This window comes from Delftia lacustris, from assembly GCF_040267515.1.
Classification (GTDB): Bacteria; Pseudomonadota; Gammaproteobacteria; order Burkholderiales; family Burkholderiaceae_C; genus Comamonas; species Comamonas tsuruhatensis.
Genome location: NZ_CP141274.1, coordinates 6,758,391 through 6,774,119, shown reverse-complemented (window position 1 = coordinate 6,774,119; position 15,729 = coordinate 6,758,391). Strand labels below are relative to the sequence as shown.

The 15,729-nt window shown below is 67.8% G+C and carries 15 protein-coding genes; 3 read left to right on the top strand and 12 right to left on the bottom strand.

Features of this window, described 5'->3' with window-relative positions; translation table 11 throughout:
- Entirely contained in the window at positions 1-882 is an 882-nt protein-coding gene (locus tag U6958_RS32430) for a DMT family transporter (protein WP_074920912.1), read from the top strand.
- 74 nt (positions 883-956) lie between these two features.
- Here the strand turns inward: U6958_RS32430 and U6958_RS32425 are convergent, their stop codons facing one another.
- The 8 genes from U6958_RS32425 to def all read right to left on the bottom strand — a co-directional run bounded on the left by U6958_RS32425 (position 957) and on the right by def (position 6,865).
- Positions 957-1,556: a FlgO family outer membrane protein gene (locus U6958_RS32425; protein WP_017407706.1), complete on the bottom strand. Its 600-nt coding sequence runs from the start codon at positions 1,554-1,556 to the stop codon at positions 957-959.
- Positions 1,553-2,092, bottom strand: coding sequence for a hypothetical protein (locus U6958_RS32420; protein WP_074920911.1), 540 nt, complete (start codon positions 2,090-2,092; stop codon positions 1,553-1,555). The genes U6958_RS32425 and U6958_RS32420 overlap by 4 nt, the downstream gene beginning before the upstream one ends.
- Before the next feature lie 119 nt (positions 2,093-2,211).
- The gene (locus U6958_RS32415) at positions 2,212-3,405 is read right to left on the bottom strand and encodes a phosphoglycerate kinase (RefSeq protein WP_074920936.1); all 1,194 of its coding nucleotides are present in this window, start codon (positions 3,403-3,405) and stop codon (positions 2,212-2,214) included.
- A gap of 202 nt (positions 3,406-3,607) precedes the next feature.
- The gene (locus tag U6958_RS32410) at positions 3,608-3,943 is read right to left on the bottom strand and encodes an AzlD domain-containing protein (protein ID WP_012202761.1); all 336 of its coding nucleotides are present in this window, start codon (positions 3,941-3,943) and stop codon (positions 3,608-3,610) included.
- Positions 3,943-4,806, bottom strand: coding sequence for an AzlC family ABC transporter permease (locus U6958_RS32405; protein WP_016449357.1), 864 nt, complete (start codon positions 4,804-4,806; stop codon positions 3,943-3,945). Before U6958_RS32405 ends, U6958_RS32410 begins: the two co-directional genes overlap by 1 nt.
- Complete coding sequence (gene fmt / locus U6958_RS32400) at positions 4,803-5,786, bottom strand: methionyl-tRNA formyltransferase (RefSeq protein ID WP_074920910.1); 984 nt, start codon at positions 5,784-5,786, stop codon at positions 4,803-4,805. The genes U6958_RS32405 and fmt overlap by 4 nt, the downstream gene beginning before the upstream one ends.
- A gap of 36 nt (positions 5,787-5,822) precedes the next feature.
- Entirely contained in the window at positions 5,823-6,356 is a 534-nt protein-coding gene (locus U6958_RS32395) for a membrane protein (protein ID WP_034366210.1), read from the bottom strand.
- Entirely contained in the window at positions 6,353-6,865 is a 513-nt protein-coding gene (gene def, locus U6958_RS32390) for a peptide deformylase (protein ID WP_061288755.1), read from the bottom strand. Before def ends, U6958_RS32395 begins: the two co-directional genes overlap by 4 nt.
- Before the next feature lie 199 nt (positions 6,866-7,064).
- Here def and U6958_RS32385 point away from each other — a divergent pair, with 199 nt between their 5' ends.
- Complete coding sequence (locus U6958_RS32385) at positions 7,065-8,270, top strand: LysM peptidoglycan-binding domain-containing protein (protein ID WP_074920909.1); 1,206 nt, start codon at positions 7,065-7,067, stop codon at positions 8,268-8,270.
- 25 nt (positions 8,271-8,295) lie between these two features.
- A complete protein-coding gene (gene dprA, locus U6958_RS32380) occupies positions 8,296-9,501 on the top strand; it encodes a DNA-processing protein DprA (protein WP_074920908.1) in 1,206 nt (401 codons plus the stop codon).
- Between the two features lie 143 nt (positions 9,502-9,644).
- On the opposite strand, the gene U6958_RS32375 is transcribed toward dprA, so the two are convergent.
- From U6958_RS32375 to yajC, 4 genes are all read right to left on the bottom strand, one after another.
- Complete coding sequence (locus U6958_RS32375; protein WP_047328047.1) at positions 9,645-12,068, bottom strand: DUF1631 family protein; 2,424 nt, start codon at positions 12,066-12,068, stop codon at positions 9,645-9,647.
- 39 nt (positions 12,069-12,107) lie between these two features.
- On the bottom strand, positions 12,108-13,058 hold the full coding sequence (gene secF / locus U6958_RS32370) for a protein translocase subunit SecF (RefSeq protein ID WP_016449364.1): 951 nt from the start codon (positions 13,056-13,058) through the stop codon (positions 12,108-12,110).
- A 13-nt stretch (positions 13,059-13,071) separates the two neighbouring features.
- Positions 13,072-14,994, bottom strand: coding sequence for a protein translocase subunit SecD (secD, locus tag U6958_RS32365; RefSeq protein WP_016454252.1), 1,923 nt, complete (start codon positions 14,992-14,994; stop codon positions 13,072-13,074).
- 91 nt (positions 14,995-15,085) lie between these two features.
- Positions 15,086-15,421 (bottom strand): preprotein translocase subunit YajC, encoded by a 336-nt coding sequence (gene yajC / locus U6958_RS32360; RefSeq protein ID WP_016449366.1) that lies wholly within the window; start codon positions 15,419-15,421, stop codon positions 15,086-15,088.
- Between the last annotated feature and the right edge of the window lie 308 nt (positions 15,422-15,729).

Below are 15,729 nucleotides of genomic sequence, written 5' to 3'. Positions count from 1 at the left end.
ATGCCTGCCTTCACCGCCCGACAAATCCTTTTGCTGATCGCGCTGACCCTGATCTGGGGCATCAACTGGCCGGTGATGAAGCTGGGCGTGCAGCATTTCCCGCCGCTGAGTTTCCGCATGGCCTCGATGTGGGTGGGGCTGCCCATCCTGGCGGCCTTCGTGGTCTGGCGCCGCCTGCCGCTGGCCGTGCCGCGCGCCTGTTGGCCCCGGCTGGCGCAGCTGACGCTGTTCAACATGGTGCTGTGGAACAGCCTGATCATCATTGCCATCCCCATGCTGTCCAGCGGGCGGGCGGCCATCCTGGGCTACACCATGCCCATCTTCTCGGCCGTGCTGGGCAGCCTGTTCTTCCATGACCGGCTGGCGCCGCGTGCCTGGGCGGGTGTGGCGGCGGCCTTGGCGGGCGTGCTCCTGCTGCTGTGGCACGAGGTCGGCGCCCTGGGCAGCCGCCCCATCGGCGTGGGCCTGATGCTGGCCGCCGCGCTGAGCTGGGCCTTCGGCACGCAGAAGCTGCGCCGCGCCGAGGTGCCCGTGCCCCTGCTGACGATGACGCTGTGGATGGTGGCGCTGACCGCGCTGACGCTCACGGTGCTGGCCTTCGTCTTCGAGCGCCACCAGTGGCACTGGCCCGATGCCCAGGCCACGGGCGCCATCGTCTTCAACGGCGTGCTGGTGCTGGGCTTTGGCCAGACGGTCTGGTTCTTCCTGGCGCGCAGCCTGCCGCCCGTGGCGTCCACGCTGAGCGTGATGATGATCCCCGTGCTGGGCGTGTTCAGCGGCGCCTGGTGGCTGGGCGAGGTGCTGCACTGGCAGGACTGGACGGCCGTGGCGCTGATGGTGGTGGCCATCGCCTCGGTGCTGTGGCCGGCGCGCGGCCGCTGAGGGCAAGCAGGGGAAGGTCGGGAGAAGAAGACGCAGCCTGACTGCGCACACGGGCGCAGTCAGGCTGCAGGGCCTCAGCGTTGCGCCGTGGCCGGGGCGCCCAGCAGGCGCTGGATGTCGATGTTGTTGGGCAGCGCGTAGTCGTGGCTGCGCACGATGCGGCTGTCGTCGGTGCGAACCAGCTTCAGGCTCACATAGGTGTACTTGGCAGCTGCCGAGTACGTGCCCACCAGGACCAGGGCCGCATTGTGGTTGCGGGCGATGTCCTTGATCTCGCGCGACAGCAGCAGCTCGCCCGTGCCTTCCTTGACGTACACATCGCCGCGCAGCTTCAGCTCCTTGACGTTGTAGCCCTTGGCGGACAGCTGGGAGGCGTACAGCTCGCTGAGCGTGCGGCCCAGCGGGGCCGAGCGCGTCAGGTCGTTGACGTTGACCACGGTGGCCACGAGCACGGGCGCCTCGCCCAGCTCCTCGGTGTTCAGGCCCTTGACCAGCTCGTCCACGGCAGCGCGGCTGCTGGCGATGAAGGGGTTGGCTGCGGCCGACTGGTAGGTGGGCTCGCCGCGGCGCGCGGCCGAGAACTCGGGCGAAGGCGCGGGGGCGGGCACGGCGCAGGCGGACAGCAGGGCTGCCGCAGCCAGCGCGGCCGGCAGGAGGGGCGTGCGCAGCGTCATTGGCCCACCACCTTCAGGTTCTTGGTGGGGAATTCGGGGCGCTCGTCCTCGGCCGTGAACAGCACGGCGTCGCTCTTTTCGAGGTAGTAGACGTCGGTCTTGCGCGCCAGGTACTGGTTGTTGCGCACCACCGTCGTCGTCAGCACGAGTTCGGGGTTGGGCAGGCGCTTGCCGTGGCGCACGACCTGGGTGCCGTAGCTCACCTGCAGCTGGGCCTGGGCCGGCTGCAGCATGACGGTCACGCCGCTTTGCACGAGCTTGGTGATGATCAGCTCACGAAAACCCTTGTCGAACGGGCTGGGCTCGGCCGGCAGGGCCACGTGGACCGGCGTGGTGCGCTCGATGCCGGTCTTTTGCAGTGTTTCCAGCGTCTTGGCGACGACATCGTTGGCCACGGAGTCCCAGTGGCCGGCAGCGCCGATCTTGGGCTGGGCCGTGGCTTCGAAGTAGCTGGTCATCGGTGCATTGACGCAGCCCGCCAGGGCCAGGCAGAGGCCCGCCAGGGCCAGGCCGCCAGCGGATTTGAACGATCGCATGGATTTCTCCTCGGTGCGGGGCGCGCTGCGGCGGATTGCTGCAGCTGCGCAAAGTGTCGATTGTGGCTTCGCTGCGAGGCACTGACAAGAAAGTGCCCCGTATCCGGATGTTGCCGTGCTCAGCCGTTGGCGCGCTTTTGCAGGATCTCGAAGGCAGGCAGGGTCTTGCCTTCCAGCACCTCCAGGAAGGCGCCGCCGCCCGTGGAGATGTAGCCGACCTTGTCCTCGATGCCGTACTTGGCGATGGCGGCCAGGGTGTCGCCGCCACCGGCGATGCTGAAGGCGTCGGACTCGGCAATCGCCTGGGCCACGACCTTGGTGCCGTTGGCGAACTGGTCGAACTCGAACACGCCCATGGGGCCGTTCCAGACGATGGTGCCGGCCTTGCGCAGTTGCTCGGCCAGGCGGGCGGCGGTCTCGGGGCCGATGTCCAGGATCATGTCGTCGTCAGCCACTTCGGTGGCCTTCTTGACGGTGGCGGGCGCGTCGGCCGCGAAGGTCTTGGAGACCACCACGTCGGTGGGAATCGGCACCTCGGCGCCGCGTGCGGCCATGGCGTCAATCACGGCGCGGGCCTCGCCGACCAGGTCGGCCTCGGCCAGGCTCTTGCCGATCTTCAGGCCCGCCGCCAGCATGAAGGTGTTGGCAATGCCGCCGCCCACGATGAGCTGGTCCACGTTCTTGGCCAGCGACTGCAGGATGGTCAGCTTGGTCGAGACCTTGGAGCCTGCCACGATGGCGGCCAGCGGGCGGCGCGGGTTGGCCAGGGCCTTGGTGATGGCGTCGATCTCGGCCGACAGCAGCGGTCCCGCGCAGGCAATGGGCGCGAACTGGGCGATGCCGTAGGTGGTTCCCTCGGCACGGTGGGCAGTGCCGAAGGCGTCGTGCACGAAGATGTCGCACAGCGCGGCCAGCTTGCGGGCCAGTTCTTCCTTGTTCTTCTTCTCGCCCACGTTCACGCGGCAGTTCTCCAGCAGCACGACCTGGCCGGGCGCCACCTGCACGCCGTCCACCCAGTCGGCGACCAGGGGCATTTCGCGGCCCAGCAGCTCGCCCAGGCGGCGGGCGACGGGCGCCAGCGAATCGGCGGGCTTGAACTCGCCTTCGGTGGGACGGCCCAGGTGGCTGGTCACCATCACGGCGGCGCCGGCCTTCAGTGCCATCTCGATGGCGGGCACGGAGGCGCGCACGCGCGTGTCCTCGGTGATCTCGCCAGCATCGTTCAGGGGCACGTTGAGGTCGGCGCGGATGAAGACGCGCTGGCCCTGGGCCTTGCCCTGGGCGCACAGATCGGAGAAGCGGAGAATGTTCATGACGGCGGCGTTGCGATCGGTGGCGATCGCCATGGAATTGAAACGAAAAAGGGGTAAAGCGCGGCCATTGTAGGCGGCGTGCCCGCCCTGGCAGCGGGCGGGCGCACCGGCGATCCGGGGCATCGGGAGCGCCTGTAATCCGGTTTCAGCCGGGCAGCCGGGCGCTCTCGGTCGCTCTCGGTCGCTCTCGGCCGCGCTGCGCCTACCAGCCCAGGCCGATATGCAGTGGCAGATAGACCGCCATGCCAAGCGCGATCGTTCCCATGATGCTGCGCTTGTAAAAAAAATACATGACCGCGCAAGCCAGGGCCGGCAGGCGCGCATCGACCACGGTGGAGATCAGCCGGCCGTTGGTCATCACGATCTCGGGCGCAATCACGGCCGCCAGGGCCGCCAGCGGCGCGTACTTGAGGCCGCGCTTGAGCCATTGCGGCAAGGGCACCTCGCGCTCGGGAATCAGGAAGAAGGCGCGTGTGAACAGCGTGATGGCCGCCAGGCCCACGCAGGCCAGCCAGGGCCACAGCCAGGACAGATCCATCAGAGCGTTTCCTTTTCCTTGGTTTGCACGGGCCGGGCGTCTTCGTCCAGCGGCAGCCGGGCATGGCGCTCGCCATGGGCTGTATCGGGCGGGAGAATCACCGGGCCTGGCTCCTCTTTTTCAGGCGCCTGCAGTGCGCGCAGGCGCTGCTGCAGCGTTTCCGCCAGCAGGCCTGCGGCCACGGCTGCAGCGATGGCCACGAGGATATTGAGCTTGAGCGGCAGCGCAAAGGCCGCCACGGCCGCGCTGGCCGCAACCACGCCTGCCACCCAGGTGGCACGGTCGTTGAGCATGGACAGCAGCACGCCCATCAGGGCCAGCACGCCCGCAAAGCCCAGGCCCCAGGACAGGGGCACCTGGTCGGCCAGCAGGATGCCCAGCGTGGACGGGATCTGCCAGGCCAGCCAGTTGGTCGATGCGGCACCCCAGAAATAGGGCAGCTGCTCGGGCTGGGGCCGGGCATCGGGGTAGCGCTTCATGAAGCCCACGAAGATCACGTCGCCGCTGAAATAGGCGATGGCCAGGCGGTGGCGCAGGCGCAGGTGGGCAAAGTAGCTGCGCCACATGCTGCTGAGGATGACGAAGCGCAGGTTCACGCAGATGGCCGTGAACCAGACCACCCACATGGGCGCGCCCACGGCCATCAGCGGCAGCACGGCCAGCTGGGCACTGCCGGCATAGACCAGCAGGCCCATGAACAACGCCAGGGGCAGGGACATGCCGCTCTTGATCATGGCCACGCCCGTGACCAGGCCCCAGGCGCCTATGCCCAGCGCCGTGCCCGACATGTCGCGCACGCCGGTCATGAAGGCGGGATCGCGCGCAATGCCGCGTGCGCGTTCCACCAGGGGCTGCAGGTTCATGGCGTGCCGCCGCTGGCAGCACCGTCCAGGATGGCTCCTTCAGGCAGATCGAAGCCGCGCAGGAAATCGCCCGCCGCCAGCCGCTTGCCGCCCGCGCGCTGCAGCAGCGTCATGCACAGCACGCCCTGGCCGCAGGCCACGCGCACGCCGTCGGCGCCTGCGGACAGCACGGTGCCGGGCACTGCCGCCGCCACGGCGGCGGCGGGGTCGGCGTGAGCCTCCCAGACCTTGATGGATTCATCGCCGTACTGCGTGGCGCCGCCCGGGAAGGGATTGAAGGCGCGCAGGCGCCGGGCAATGGCCTCGGCATCCTGGCGCCAGTCGATCTGGCTTTCGGCCTTTTCGATCTTGTGCGCGTAGTTCACGCCCTCGGCAGGCTGGGGCGTGCGCGGCAGGCCGCCGCAGGCGCTCATCTCCAGCGCCTCGACGATAAGGCGTCCGCCCAGGTCGGCCAGCTTGTCGTGCAGGCTGGCCGTGGTGTCGTCGGCGGTGATGGGCAGGCGCTCGACCAGGCACATGTCGCCCGTGTCCAGGCCCGCGTCCATCTGCATGATGGTGACGCCGGTCTCGGCATCACCGGCCTCGATGGCGCGGTGGATGGGGGCGGCGCCGCGCCAGCGCGGCAGCAGGCTGGCGTGGATGTTCAGGCAGCCGCGCGGAGGCGTATCGAGCACCCACTGCGGCAGGATCAGCCCGTAGGCGGCCACGACCATGACATCGGCCTGGGCCGCTTCGATGGCGGCGCGGGCGGCGGCGGCCTCTTCGGGGTATTTGCCGTCCAGGCGCAGGCTGCGCGGCTGGGCCACGGCAATGCCATGCTCCAGCGCGCACTGCTTGACGGGCGAGGCCTGCAGCTTCATGCCGCGCCCGGCAGGACGGTCGGGCTGGGTCAGCACCAGGGGGACGGTGAAGCCCGCGGCGAGCAGGCGTTCAAGGGCAACGCGCGCGAACTCGGGCGTGCCGGCAAAAATGACTCTCATGCAATCCAGTAGGGACGGTGGGGACGGTGTGCAGGCTCAACGCCGATCGTCGTCATTGAACACTTCGTCGGTGAACATCACGCGGCGCACCACGCCGGCGGGGTCGATATGCACATGGGCCTGGCGGCGAATGCCATTTTCCAGGATACGGTAGGTCCAGATGTCGCCGTTGAAACTGTAGACCCTCTCGATCAGCGCAGGCGGGCCGAAGAGCTGGCGTACGCTTTCCCGGGTGTCCTCGCCATTGCGCAGGGCGTGGAAGCGTTCGATGGTGAGCGCCTGCTCCACGCGCACCAGGCGCTGGCTGGCGTCGAAATCCATGTGGTAGACCTGCTGGCCTGCAGGCTGCCAGCTGTAGACCAGGCGCGTGCCGCCGCCGTCCAGCGGCAGGCTCAGGGTCGGGCGGCCCATGGAGCGCTCGATGTCGGCCCGTGGCGTGCCGGGCTTTTGCCACTCGGGTACGGTGCAGCCGACCAGCAGCAGGGACAGGGCCAGCAGCGCCCAGGCAACGAGGCCCGCGCCGTCCATCTTCCAGCGCGGCATGAAGCGAGGCGCTGGCAGGCGGGTCATGCGCGTTCTGCCTGTTTCTGCTGCTTGAGCAGCTTGGTCTTGATGCGGTTGCGCTTGAGCGGCGACAGGTATTCGACGAAGACCTTGCCCATCAGGTGGTCCATCTCGTGCTGGATGCAGATGGCCTTGAAGCCTTCGGCCTCGATGATGCGTTCGTTGCCGTTCTCGTCCAGCGCCTTGATCTTGATGGCCGTGGAGCGTTCGACACCGTCGTAGATGCCGGGCACGGACAGACAGCCTTCCTCGCCCAATTGCTTCTCGTCGCTGGCCCAGAGCAGCTCGGGGTTGATCAGCGCAAAGGGCTCGTCGCGGCCTTCAGAGACATCGACCACGACCACGCGTTCATGCACATTCACCTGGGTGGCGGCCAGTCCCACGCCCTGGGCGTCATACATGGTGGCGTACATGTCCTGGACCAGTTGGCGAATGCGGTCATCGACCTTGGCGACCGGCTTGGCGACGGTGTGCAGGCGGGGGTCGGGATAGCAAAGAATGGGCAGAATGGACATGGCGTGGTCGGTGAATGTCGTTATTTTCGCCACTTTTCTGCCTGGGCGCAGCGGGACGACGCAATAAGCGTTGCCCTCTCATGGCCTTGCACGCAGAATCTTTGCTGATTTGTAAGACCTGTATGGCCGTTCATGACAAGATCGGCCGTGCCGCAGTGCCTAGGAGGGACGCTGTGTCAGACACAAGAAGAGGAATTCCATGACTGCATTCGCCACAGCTCGTACCTGGACTGTTGCCTCGGCCCTGATCGCCGCGTGTGCGGCGGCCCACGCGCAGCAGTATCCGGTGACGCCATCGCAGCGCTCGGCAGCCCAGCAGGTGGCGCAGCAGGGCGTTCCCGTGGGTGAGCTGGCGCCCGATGCGCCCGACAGCTACACCGTCAAGCGCGGCGACACGCTGTGGGGCATCTCCGGCATGTTCCTGCGCCGTCCATGGCGCTGGCCCGAGCTGTGGGGCATGAACATGCAGGCCATCGCCAACCCCCATCTCATCTATCCGGGCCAGGTGCTGTACCTGGACAAGCGTGACGGCTACGCCCGCCTGAGCACGGCCCGCCCCATGGGCGATGGCGGCGAGCCCGGCGTGGTCCGCATCACTCCGAGCACGCGCAGCGAATCCCTGGCCCAGGCGGCCCTGCCCACGCTGCAGCCTCATCTGATCGAGCCCTTCCTGGCCGAGCCCCTGGTCGTCGATGCCGAAACGCTGCTGCGCGCGCCACGCCTGATCGCCACCACGGACGAGCGCGTGCTCATGGCCAGCGGCGACCGCGCCTATGCACGCGGCACGGCCGAGGCGCCGCTGCGCAAGGGCGACGGCCTGCCGCGCCAGTACCGCGTCTTCCGCGATGCCGTGGCGCTCAAGGATCCCATCTCCGGCGAGGTGCTGGGCTATGAGGCCAAGTACCTGGGCCTGGCCGATCTCATCGAGGGCGAGACCACGCTGGAGATCGTCGACAGCAAGGGCGAAAAGCACCAGCAGAACTCTCCCGCCACGGTGGACCTGTCGCGTTCCAAGACCGAAATGCGCGCCGGCGACCGCCTGCTGCCCGCGCCCGAGCGCAGCTACATGAACTACGCGCCCCACGCGCCGCAACAGGCAGTGAAGGCCCATGTGGTTTCCCTGTACGGTGATCAGGCCGTGCGCTGGGCGGCCAACAACCAGGTCATTGCCATCAACAAGGGCACGCAGGACGGCATGGACGTGGGCACGGTGCTGGAGCTGATACGCCGCGGCGCACGCATCGTGGACAAGACGGGCGAGAAAAAGGAAGAGGTGCAACTGCCCGACGAACACAACGGCCATGCCATGGTGTTCCGGACCTTCGATCGCGTCTCCTACGCGCTGATCATGGAGGCGCGGCGCGGTGTTGAGGTCGGCGACAGCCTGACCTCGCCGGCTCCTTGAGCCACCACAGCCTGCCGGCAGCGCCATGGCGGCCGCCCTGCAGTCCACGGACCGGTTGGCTCCTGACGAACTCTCTGCCTGGCTCCGGCTGCTGCTGACGCCCGGCGTGGGCCGCACCACGGCCCGGCGTCTGTTGGCGGCCTGCGGTGGTGCGCAGGACATCTGGAGCGGCCCGCCGTCCGCTTGGCACGGACTGGTGACCGCCGCTCAGGCCCATGCCCTGCAGACCGTGCCCCAGCGCCTGGGCCAGCTTGTAGCGGCCACGGCGCAATGGCTGGACAAGCCCGCGTCCGGTCAATTGCACGCCGTGCTCGTGCTGGGCCACCCCCAATATCCGCAGGCGCTGCTGCAGACGGAAGATCCGCCACTGCTGCTGCATGTGCAGGGCAGCGAGCGCTGCATGGCAGGGCCGGGGCCCTGGTTCCCCTATCCCCAATCCCTGGCCATGGTGGGCAGCCGCGGGCCGACGGTCCAGGGCGCGGCCAACGCGCGTGCCATGGCGCAGGCGCTGGCCGAGGCCGGCCTGTGCATCGTCTCCGGACTGGCGCAGGGCGTGGATGGCGCGGCCCATGAAGGCGCGCTGCGCGCGGCGCCACGCCTGGGCGGACTGGCTGCTCCCGTCACCATTGCTGTCGTCGGCACGGGCCTGGACCAGGTCTACCCGCGGAGCCATGCCGCCCTGGCCCGCGAAGTGGCCAGCCACGGGCTGATCGTCAGCGAATATCCGCTGGGCACCGGCCCCATGGCCGCGCACTTTCCACAGCGCAATCGCATCATCGCGGGCCTGTCCCAGGGCACGCTGGTGGTCGAGGCGGCCCTGCAGTCGGGCTCGCTGATCACGGCCAGGCTGGCCAGCGAACAGGGCCGCGAAGTCTTTGCCATTCCTGGCTCCATCCACGCGCCCCAGTCGCGCGGCTGCCATGCGCTGCTGCGCCAGGGCGCCAAGCTCGTGGAAACGGCGCAGGACGTGCTCGATGAGTTGCAGGGCACGGCCGCGCGCCTGCCGCTTCCCAAGCCTGTACCGGCAGCGGCAGCTGTCCAGTCCGCCCAGGACTCTGAGAGCGACGCCACCCTGCGCGCCCTGGCCCACGACCCGCTGTCGCTGGACGAGCTCATGGACCGCACAGGCATGGACGCCGCAGCCCTGCAGGCCCGCCTGCTGGAGCTGGAACTGGACGGCCGCGTGGAACGCCTGCCCGGCGGCCTGTTCCAGCGCCTGGCCCAGGCCTGATCTCAAAAACTGGCGCACTCCAACATCAGGGTCGCCGAGCAAGAGCCGCCTCGCGGTGGGGGCGCCTAGCCGAGGGCATCGTCCCCCTCCCCCGCGAAGCGGGTAGAGAGGCGCCGTGCCCCGGGGGGAAGGCGCGTAGCGCCTCAGGGGGAGCTTAGCCTTTCAGGGTTCGCCTGAATCTTCTGCAGCGCATCCCGCGTCGCGCGCACGGTGAGCGCCTCCTCGTCATGCACGGCCAGCAGGCCGGACTGCAGGTAGGAGGCCATGCGCCGCAGCTGCAGCAGGTGGCAGGTGCCATCGAGCGCGGCGAACAGGTGCAGTTGCTTGCGGCGGCTGCGCCAGGTGTATTGCACCTGGATGCGCGCGCCGTTGTGGTCCAGGGTGAACCAGCGGCCCGTCTCCAGAGAGGCCGCCCATTCCAGCATCACCGGCTCCACGGCCGTGTTCGTGCTCGGGATGACGTTGAGGCCGGCCGTGTCCACGCCCAGGATCATCTCGATGTTCTCGGGCGACAGCGGCATGTCCTCGTCGAGCATGCCGTCTTCATTGATGTACTGCTCCAGATGGGCCAGCCGCTGCGCCATGGCCTCGATGCGGGCCGGGGCGATGGTCGCGGTCTTGGAGACAAAGGCCTCGGCCAGCGTGTCGGTGACCAGCTTGATGCGCGTGGACTGGGCGTCGCCCGTGACACCGATCAGGGCCAGTCCTTCGCGCAGGGTCTGCAAAAGCGTCGGCAGCGTCTGGATCACGCGCGAGCGTTCCTGGCGCGTGGGCTTGGCGCTGGCGGCCCAGACCAGTTCGCTGGCGGCCTGCTTGAAGCGCATGGTGCGCGCGTCCTTGGCACCGTGGCGCACGGCGGCCAGGGCCAGCACCTCGGTCCAGGTCTTGAACAGGAACTCGCGGATCTCCTTGCGCACCGGCATGTCGGTGAGCAGGTGGCGCAGCTCGATCGTGTATTGGATGGCCAGGGTTTCCTTTTGCTCCACCTGCTGGGCCACGGTGACGATCTTGGCCTTGTCCTGCGACTGGGTCAGGTAGCGCGCCAGGAAATCCTCGAACTCGCGCAGCACCAGCACGAACACTTTCTGGCCCGTTTCGGGGTATTGCTCGATGACCTGGACGATGCGCCGGATCTCGGACTCCAGCGCGCTGCCGCTGATGCTGGAGGCGTCGAATCCCATCACGCAGGAGCCCAGGCGGTCGATCAGCAGCCGGGCCGGATGGCGCAGGTTGCTGAAGAATTCCGGCTCGGCCAGTGCCACGCGCAGCACGGGCACCTGCAGCCGGGCAAACCAGACGCGCACCGAGGGCGGGATGCGGTCCTCGGTCAGGATGGCCTGGAACATCAGGGCCACGATCTCGATGGTGGCCTTTTCGCCCGAGGTGGTGGCCTTGCGCTTGAGGTCGGCCGAACGTTCGCGCACCTGCCCGACCAGCTGGCCGATGGCAGCCGGACTGACATCGATGTGCAGCGTGGTCAGGCCCTGGGCCAGCATCTGCTGGTACTGCGTCTGGGCCACCACGCGCTGCTCCAGCAAGGCCTGGGTCAGCGCGGCCGATGCGGGCGCCTGGGGCATGCCTGCGCCCACACCGGGCACCAGGCCCTGCACGCCCACGCCCGGCTGCATGAGCAGGCGGCGCAACTGGCCCACGACTTCCTGGGCGCGGTGGCGTGCGCGCGAAAGGGTTGTCAGGCCTACGGGCATGGCGGGCATCGCCGGCATCTGGCCATGGGGGGGCGCCGCAGTGTCGGGCGGGTAGGCGGCAGCGCCGGGCACGCCGCCCATCTGCGTGGGCGCATAGGCCGAGGAATGCTGTGATGCAGTGGCATGCTGCGATGCCGCAGCAGGTGGCGCGGCGGTCTGGCCCAGGCCCATGGCGCGCGTGGAGTTGCCTGCCTCGGTGCGCCGCACGCGCATGGCCACGTCCTGTGAGCGGGTGACGCCCTGGCCGTCCAGCAGCACATGGGCGGCCTGGTACTCGGTCACCAGCACGGGTGCCAGGGCCGTCTGCAGCAGGTCCAGCACGCGCTGCAGATCACCGCGCTGCAGGCCCGTGGCCAGCCATTGCTCGACCAGGTGCCGGCACACGGTTTCGGTGCGCAGGATATCGTCCGAGGGCAGCTCGCGGCCCTCGATGAACTGCATGCGCAGACGCAGCGTGTCGAAGGCCGGCGCTGCGGTCTCTCCCATGGCCAGGGCCATGCGGGAGGCCAGGATCTTGTTCTCCACCACATCGTCGCTGAGCAACTCGAACTGCAGCGCGCCGCGCTGCGGCACGGCGGCAGGCGCGGCTTTGGCCGGCTGCAGCGCGCCTTGCAGGGCCTGCATGCTGGCGTTCAGCCAGGCGCTCTGGTGCTGGCGGTAGTTGCCCCAGGCTTCACGCCGCTCCTGCATTTCGCGCTGCGTGCCCACGGCCTGGGCCTGTTGCTCCATCTGCGCCAGCAGCTGCTGGGCCACGCCGGGCAGGCCCTTGCACAGTCCTCGCACCCAATGCAAACGCGCCTGCTGGCCCAGCGAGGACTGGGGGCCAGCAGGCGCGTTGGAAGGGTGGGGCAGGGAGGGCATGCCCGGGAGTGTAAGCCGGTCCAGGGCTAAAACATCCGCTTACACGGTGGCGCCGGCGTTGGGGTCGTTGGGGTCCGTGGAAGCCTTGGGCGCCTTGATCAGATCCTCGCGCTTGACGCCCAGCCACATGGCGATGGCGGCGGCCACGAAGACCGAGGAATAGATGCCGAACAGGATGCCGATGGTCAGCGCCAGCGCGAAGTAGTGCAGGCTGGGACCGCCGAAGAAGAACATGGACAGCACCATGGCCTCGGTGGAGGCGTGGGTGATGATGGTGCGGCTCATGGTGCTGGTGATGGCGTGGTCGATCACCTCGGTGGTGCTGAGCTTGCGGAACTTGCGGAAGGCTTCGCGGATACGGTCGAAGATCACGACCGACTCGTTGACCGAGTAGCCCAGCACGGCCAGCACGCCGGCCAGCACCGACAGCGAGAACTCCCATTGGAAGAACGCGAAGAAGCCCAGGATGATGATCACGTCGTGCAGGTTGGCGATCACGGCGGCCACGCCGAACTTCCACTCGAAGCGCATGGCCAGGTAGATCACGATGCCCAGCACCACGAAGCCCAGGGCCATCAGGCCGTTGTGCATGAGCTCGTCACCCACCTGCGGGCCCACGAACTCGGTGCGGCGCAGCGTGACTTCGGCGTCTTCCTTCTTGAGTGCCGTGAGTACTTGCTCGCTTTGCTGGGCCGAGGTCACGTCCTTTTGCACGGGCAGGCGGATCATCACGTCGCGCGATGTGCCGAAGTTCTGCACCGTGACATCGGCGTAGCCGAGGCCGGCGACCGTGTCGCGCACCTTGGCGATGTTGGCGGGCTGGGTATAGGCCACCTCCATCACGGTGCCGCCCGTGAATTCCACGGACAGGTGCAGGCCGCGGGTGAGCAGGAAGAACACGGCCAGCGCGAAGGTGATGAAGGACACCGCGTTGAGGATCAACGCGTACTTCATGAAGGGGATGTCTTTGCGGATGCGGAAGAACTCCATGGTCTTCCCCCTTTCAGTTGTTGGCGCCGGAATCGGCGACGCTGGATCCCTTGGCCGTCACCGAGCGCAGCTGGCTGGTGTCTTCAGGCTTCCAGACCTGGCCGATGGAAATGCTCTTGAGCTTCTTGCGGCGGCCGTACCAGAGGTTGACCAGGCCGCGCGAGAAGAACACGGCCGAGAACATGCTGGTCAGGATGCCGATGCAGTGCACCACGGCGAAGCCGCGCACCGGGCCGGAGCCGAAGGCCAGCAGCGCCAGGCCCGCGATCAGCGTGGTCACGTTCGAGTCCAGGATGGTGTGCCAGGCGTTCTCGTAGCCCGCATGGATGGCCGCCTGCGGCGACGCGCCGCCGCGCAGTTCCTCGCGGATGCGCTCGTTGATCAGCACGTTGGAGTCGATGGCCACGCCCAGCGCCAGCGCCATGGCGGCGATGCCGGGCAGGGTCAGCGTGGCCTGCAGCATGGACAGGATGGCCAGCAGCAGCAGCACGTTGACCGACAGGGCCACCGTGGAGATCACGCCGAACAGCAGGTAGTACACGCACATGAAGGCCGCGATGGCCACCAGGCCCCAGACCACGGAGTGGATGCCGCGGTTGATGTTGTCGGCGCCCAGGCTGGGGCCGATGGTGTATTCCTCGATGATCTCCATGGGCGCGGCCAGCGAGCCGGCGCGCAGCAGCAGGGCCGTGTCGTTGGCTTCCGCCGTGGTCATGCGGCCCGAGATCTGCACGCGTCCGCCGCCGATCTCGGTGCGGATCACGGGAGCCGTCACGACCTCGCCCTTGCCCTTTTCGAACAGGATGATGGCCATGCGCTTGCCCACGTTCTCGCGCGTGATGTCCTTGAAGATGCGTGCGCCCTTGGCATCCAGCACCAGGTTGACCGTGGGCTCCTGGGTCTGGCTGTCGAAGCCGGGCTGTGCGTCGGTGAGGTTCTCGCCGGTCAGCACGACCTGCTTTTGCACGATCACGGCCTGGGCGTTGCGGTCCAGGTAGCGCTCGGAGCCGAAGGGCACGGGGCCCGAACCCAGTTCAGCGCCGCGCGCCTCGGAGGATTCGTCGACCAGGCGCACTTCCAGCGTGGCCGTGCGGCCCAGGATGTCCTTGGCCTTGGCCGTGTCCTGCACGCCGGGCAGTTGCACGATGATGCGGTCCAGGCCCTGCTGCTGGATCACGGGCTCGGCCACGCCCAGCTCGTTGATACGGTTGTGCAGGGTGACGATGTTCTGCTTGAGCGCCTGCTCCTGCACCTTGCGCAGGGCTTCGGGCTTGATGGAGGCCAGCAGCTTGAAGCCTGCGCCATCCGGCTCGGAGGTGGCCGCCAGATCGGGGAACTGGTCGGAGACCAGGTTGCGCGCGGCCGTGAGCATGGCTTCGTCGCGCACGCGGATCTCGACGGTGTTGCCGTTGCGCGAGACGCCGCCGTGGCGGATGTTCTTGTCGCGCAGCGAGCTGCGCAGGTCGCCGGCAAAGGAGTCGGCCTTCTTGGTCAGCGCGGCGGCCATGTCCACCTGCAGCATGAAGTGCACGCCACCGCGCAGGTCCAGCCCCAGGTACATGGGCTTGGCGCCGACGGCCGTGAGCCATTGCGGCGAGCGCGACACCAGGTTCAGGGCCACGATGTAGGCCGGGTCGTTGGCATCGGGGATCAGGGCCTTCTGGATCACGTCCTTGGCCTTGAGCTGCTCGTCGGGCGTGTTGAAGCGCGCGCGCACCGAGGTGCCTTCGATGGACAGGACGTCGGGCTTGACATCGGCAGCCTTCAAGGCCTCTTCGACTTTCTGCAGCACGGCGTTGTCCACCTTGATGGTGGCCTTGGCCGAGGAGACCTGCACCGCAGGCGCCTCACCGAAAAAATTGGGCAGGGTGTAGAGCACCCCTACCAGCAGCGCGATCACGATGATCGCGTACTTCCAGACCGGATATCGGTTCATGATCGCGCTCTTCGCTCTTTGTAGACAGCAACGCACAAAAGGGTGTGCTGCCGCCTGCGCGGTCCGCACACCCGCAAGACAGGGACAGCGCTTACTTCAGCGTGTCCTTGGGCAGCACCTGGACGACGGCGCTGCGCTGGATCTGGACTTCCACACCCGAGGCGATCTCGATGTGCAGGAATTGCTCGGACATGCGCGTCACGCGGCCGATGATGCCGCCGGCCGTTGCCACTTCGTCACCCTTGGCCAGTGCCTCGATCATGGAGCGATGCTCCTTCTGGCGCTTCATCTGCGGACGGATCATCACGAAGTACAGCACCACGAACATCAGCGCCAGAGGCGCCATGCCCATCAACTGCGACATGAAGTCGCCACCGGAGGCTGCTGCTGCGGGTGCGGTCTGGGCAAAAGCGGAAGAAATAAACACGGGCAAGACTCCAGGATTGGAAGGTCGAAAAAGGGTCGCTGCGCACGCCGATATGCACGGGCCCGCGCAGGAGAACGGAGCATTGTATGCGTCAGCCCTGACCCACATGGGCTGCCAGGATCTGGCTGCTGCGGGTTTTTCGGCGACGATGGCTGCAACTGGCGGCCATCTGCCGTTTTTAAAGGGGCGGAGCGCGGTTTTTCGTGGTTTTTGCGCCCGGCGTGACGGCACTTGAAGCGGCCCCGGAGGCAACCGCGCCGCCCGCACCTCACGGTACGGGCGGCGGCCGCGATCTTACAGGACGCCCC

Coding starts and splice junctions, on each gene's coding strand:
- fmt (WP_074920910.1), bottom strand. CDS start 5,786: ATGAGAGTCATTTTTGCCGGCACGCCCGAGTTCGCGCGCGTTGCCCTT.
- U6958_RS32375 (WP_047328047.1), bottom strand. CDS start 12,068: ATGCCCTCCCTGCCCCACCCTTCCAACGCGCCTGCTGGCCCCCAGTCC.
- dprA (WP_074920908.1), top strand. CDS start 8,296: ATGGCGGCCGCCCTGCAGTCCACGGACCGGTTGGCTCCTGACGAACTC.
- U6958_RS32410 (WP_012202761.1), bottom strand. CDS start 3,943: ATGGATCTGTCCTGGCTGTGGCCCTGGCTGGCCTGCGTGGGCCTGGCG.
- secD (WP_016454252.1), bottom strand. CDS start 14,994: ATGAACCGATATCCGGTCTGGAAGTACGCGATCATCGTGATCGCGCTG.
- U6958_RS32405 (WP_016449357.1), bottom strand. CDS start 4,806: ATGAACCTGCAGCCCCTGGTGGAACGCGCACGCGGCATTGCGCGCGAT.
- U6958_RS32420 (WP_074920911.1), bottom strand. CDS start 2,092: ATGCGATCGTTCAAATCCGCTGGCGGCCTGGCCCTGGCGGGCCTCTGC.
- U6958_RS32395 (WP_034366210.1), bottom strand. CDS start 6,356: ATGACCCGCCTGCCAGCGCCTCGCTTCATGCCGCGCTGGAAGATGGAC.
- U6958_RS32425 (WP_017407706.1), bottom strand. CDS start 1,556: ATGACGCTGCGCACGCCCCTCCTGCCGGCCGCGCTGGCTGCGGCAGCC.
- def (WP_061288755.1), bottom strand. CDS start 6,865: ATGTCCATTCTGCCCATTCTTTGCTATCCCGACCCCCGCCTGCACACC.
- secF (WP_016449364.1), bottom strand. CDS start 13,058: ATGGAGTTCTTCCGCATCCGCAAAGACATCCCCTTCATGAAGTACGCG.
- U6958_RS32385 (WP_074920909.1), top strand. CDS start 7,065: ATGACTGCATTCGCCACAGCTCGTACCTGGACTGTTGCCTCGGCCCTG.
- U6958_RS32430 (WP_074920912.1), top strand. CDS start 1: ATGCCTGCCTTCACCGCCCGACAAATCCTTTTGCTGATCGCGCTGACC.
- U6958_RS32415 (WP_074920936.1), bottom strand. CDS start 3,405: ATGAACATTCTCCGCTTCTCCGATCTGTGCGCCCAGGGCAAGGCCCAG.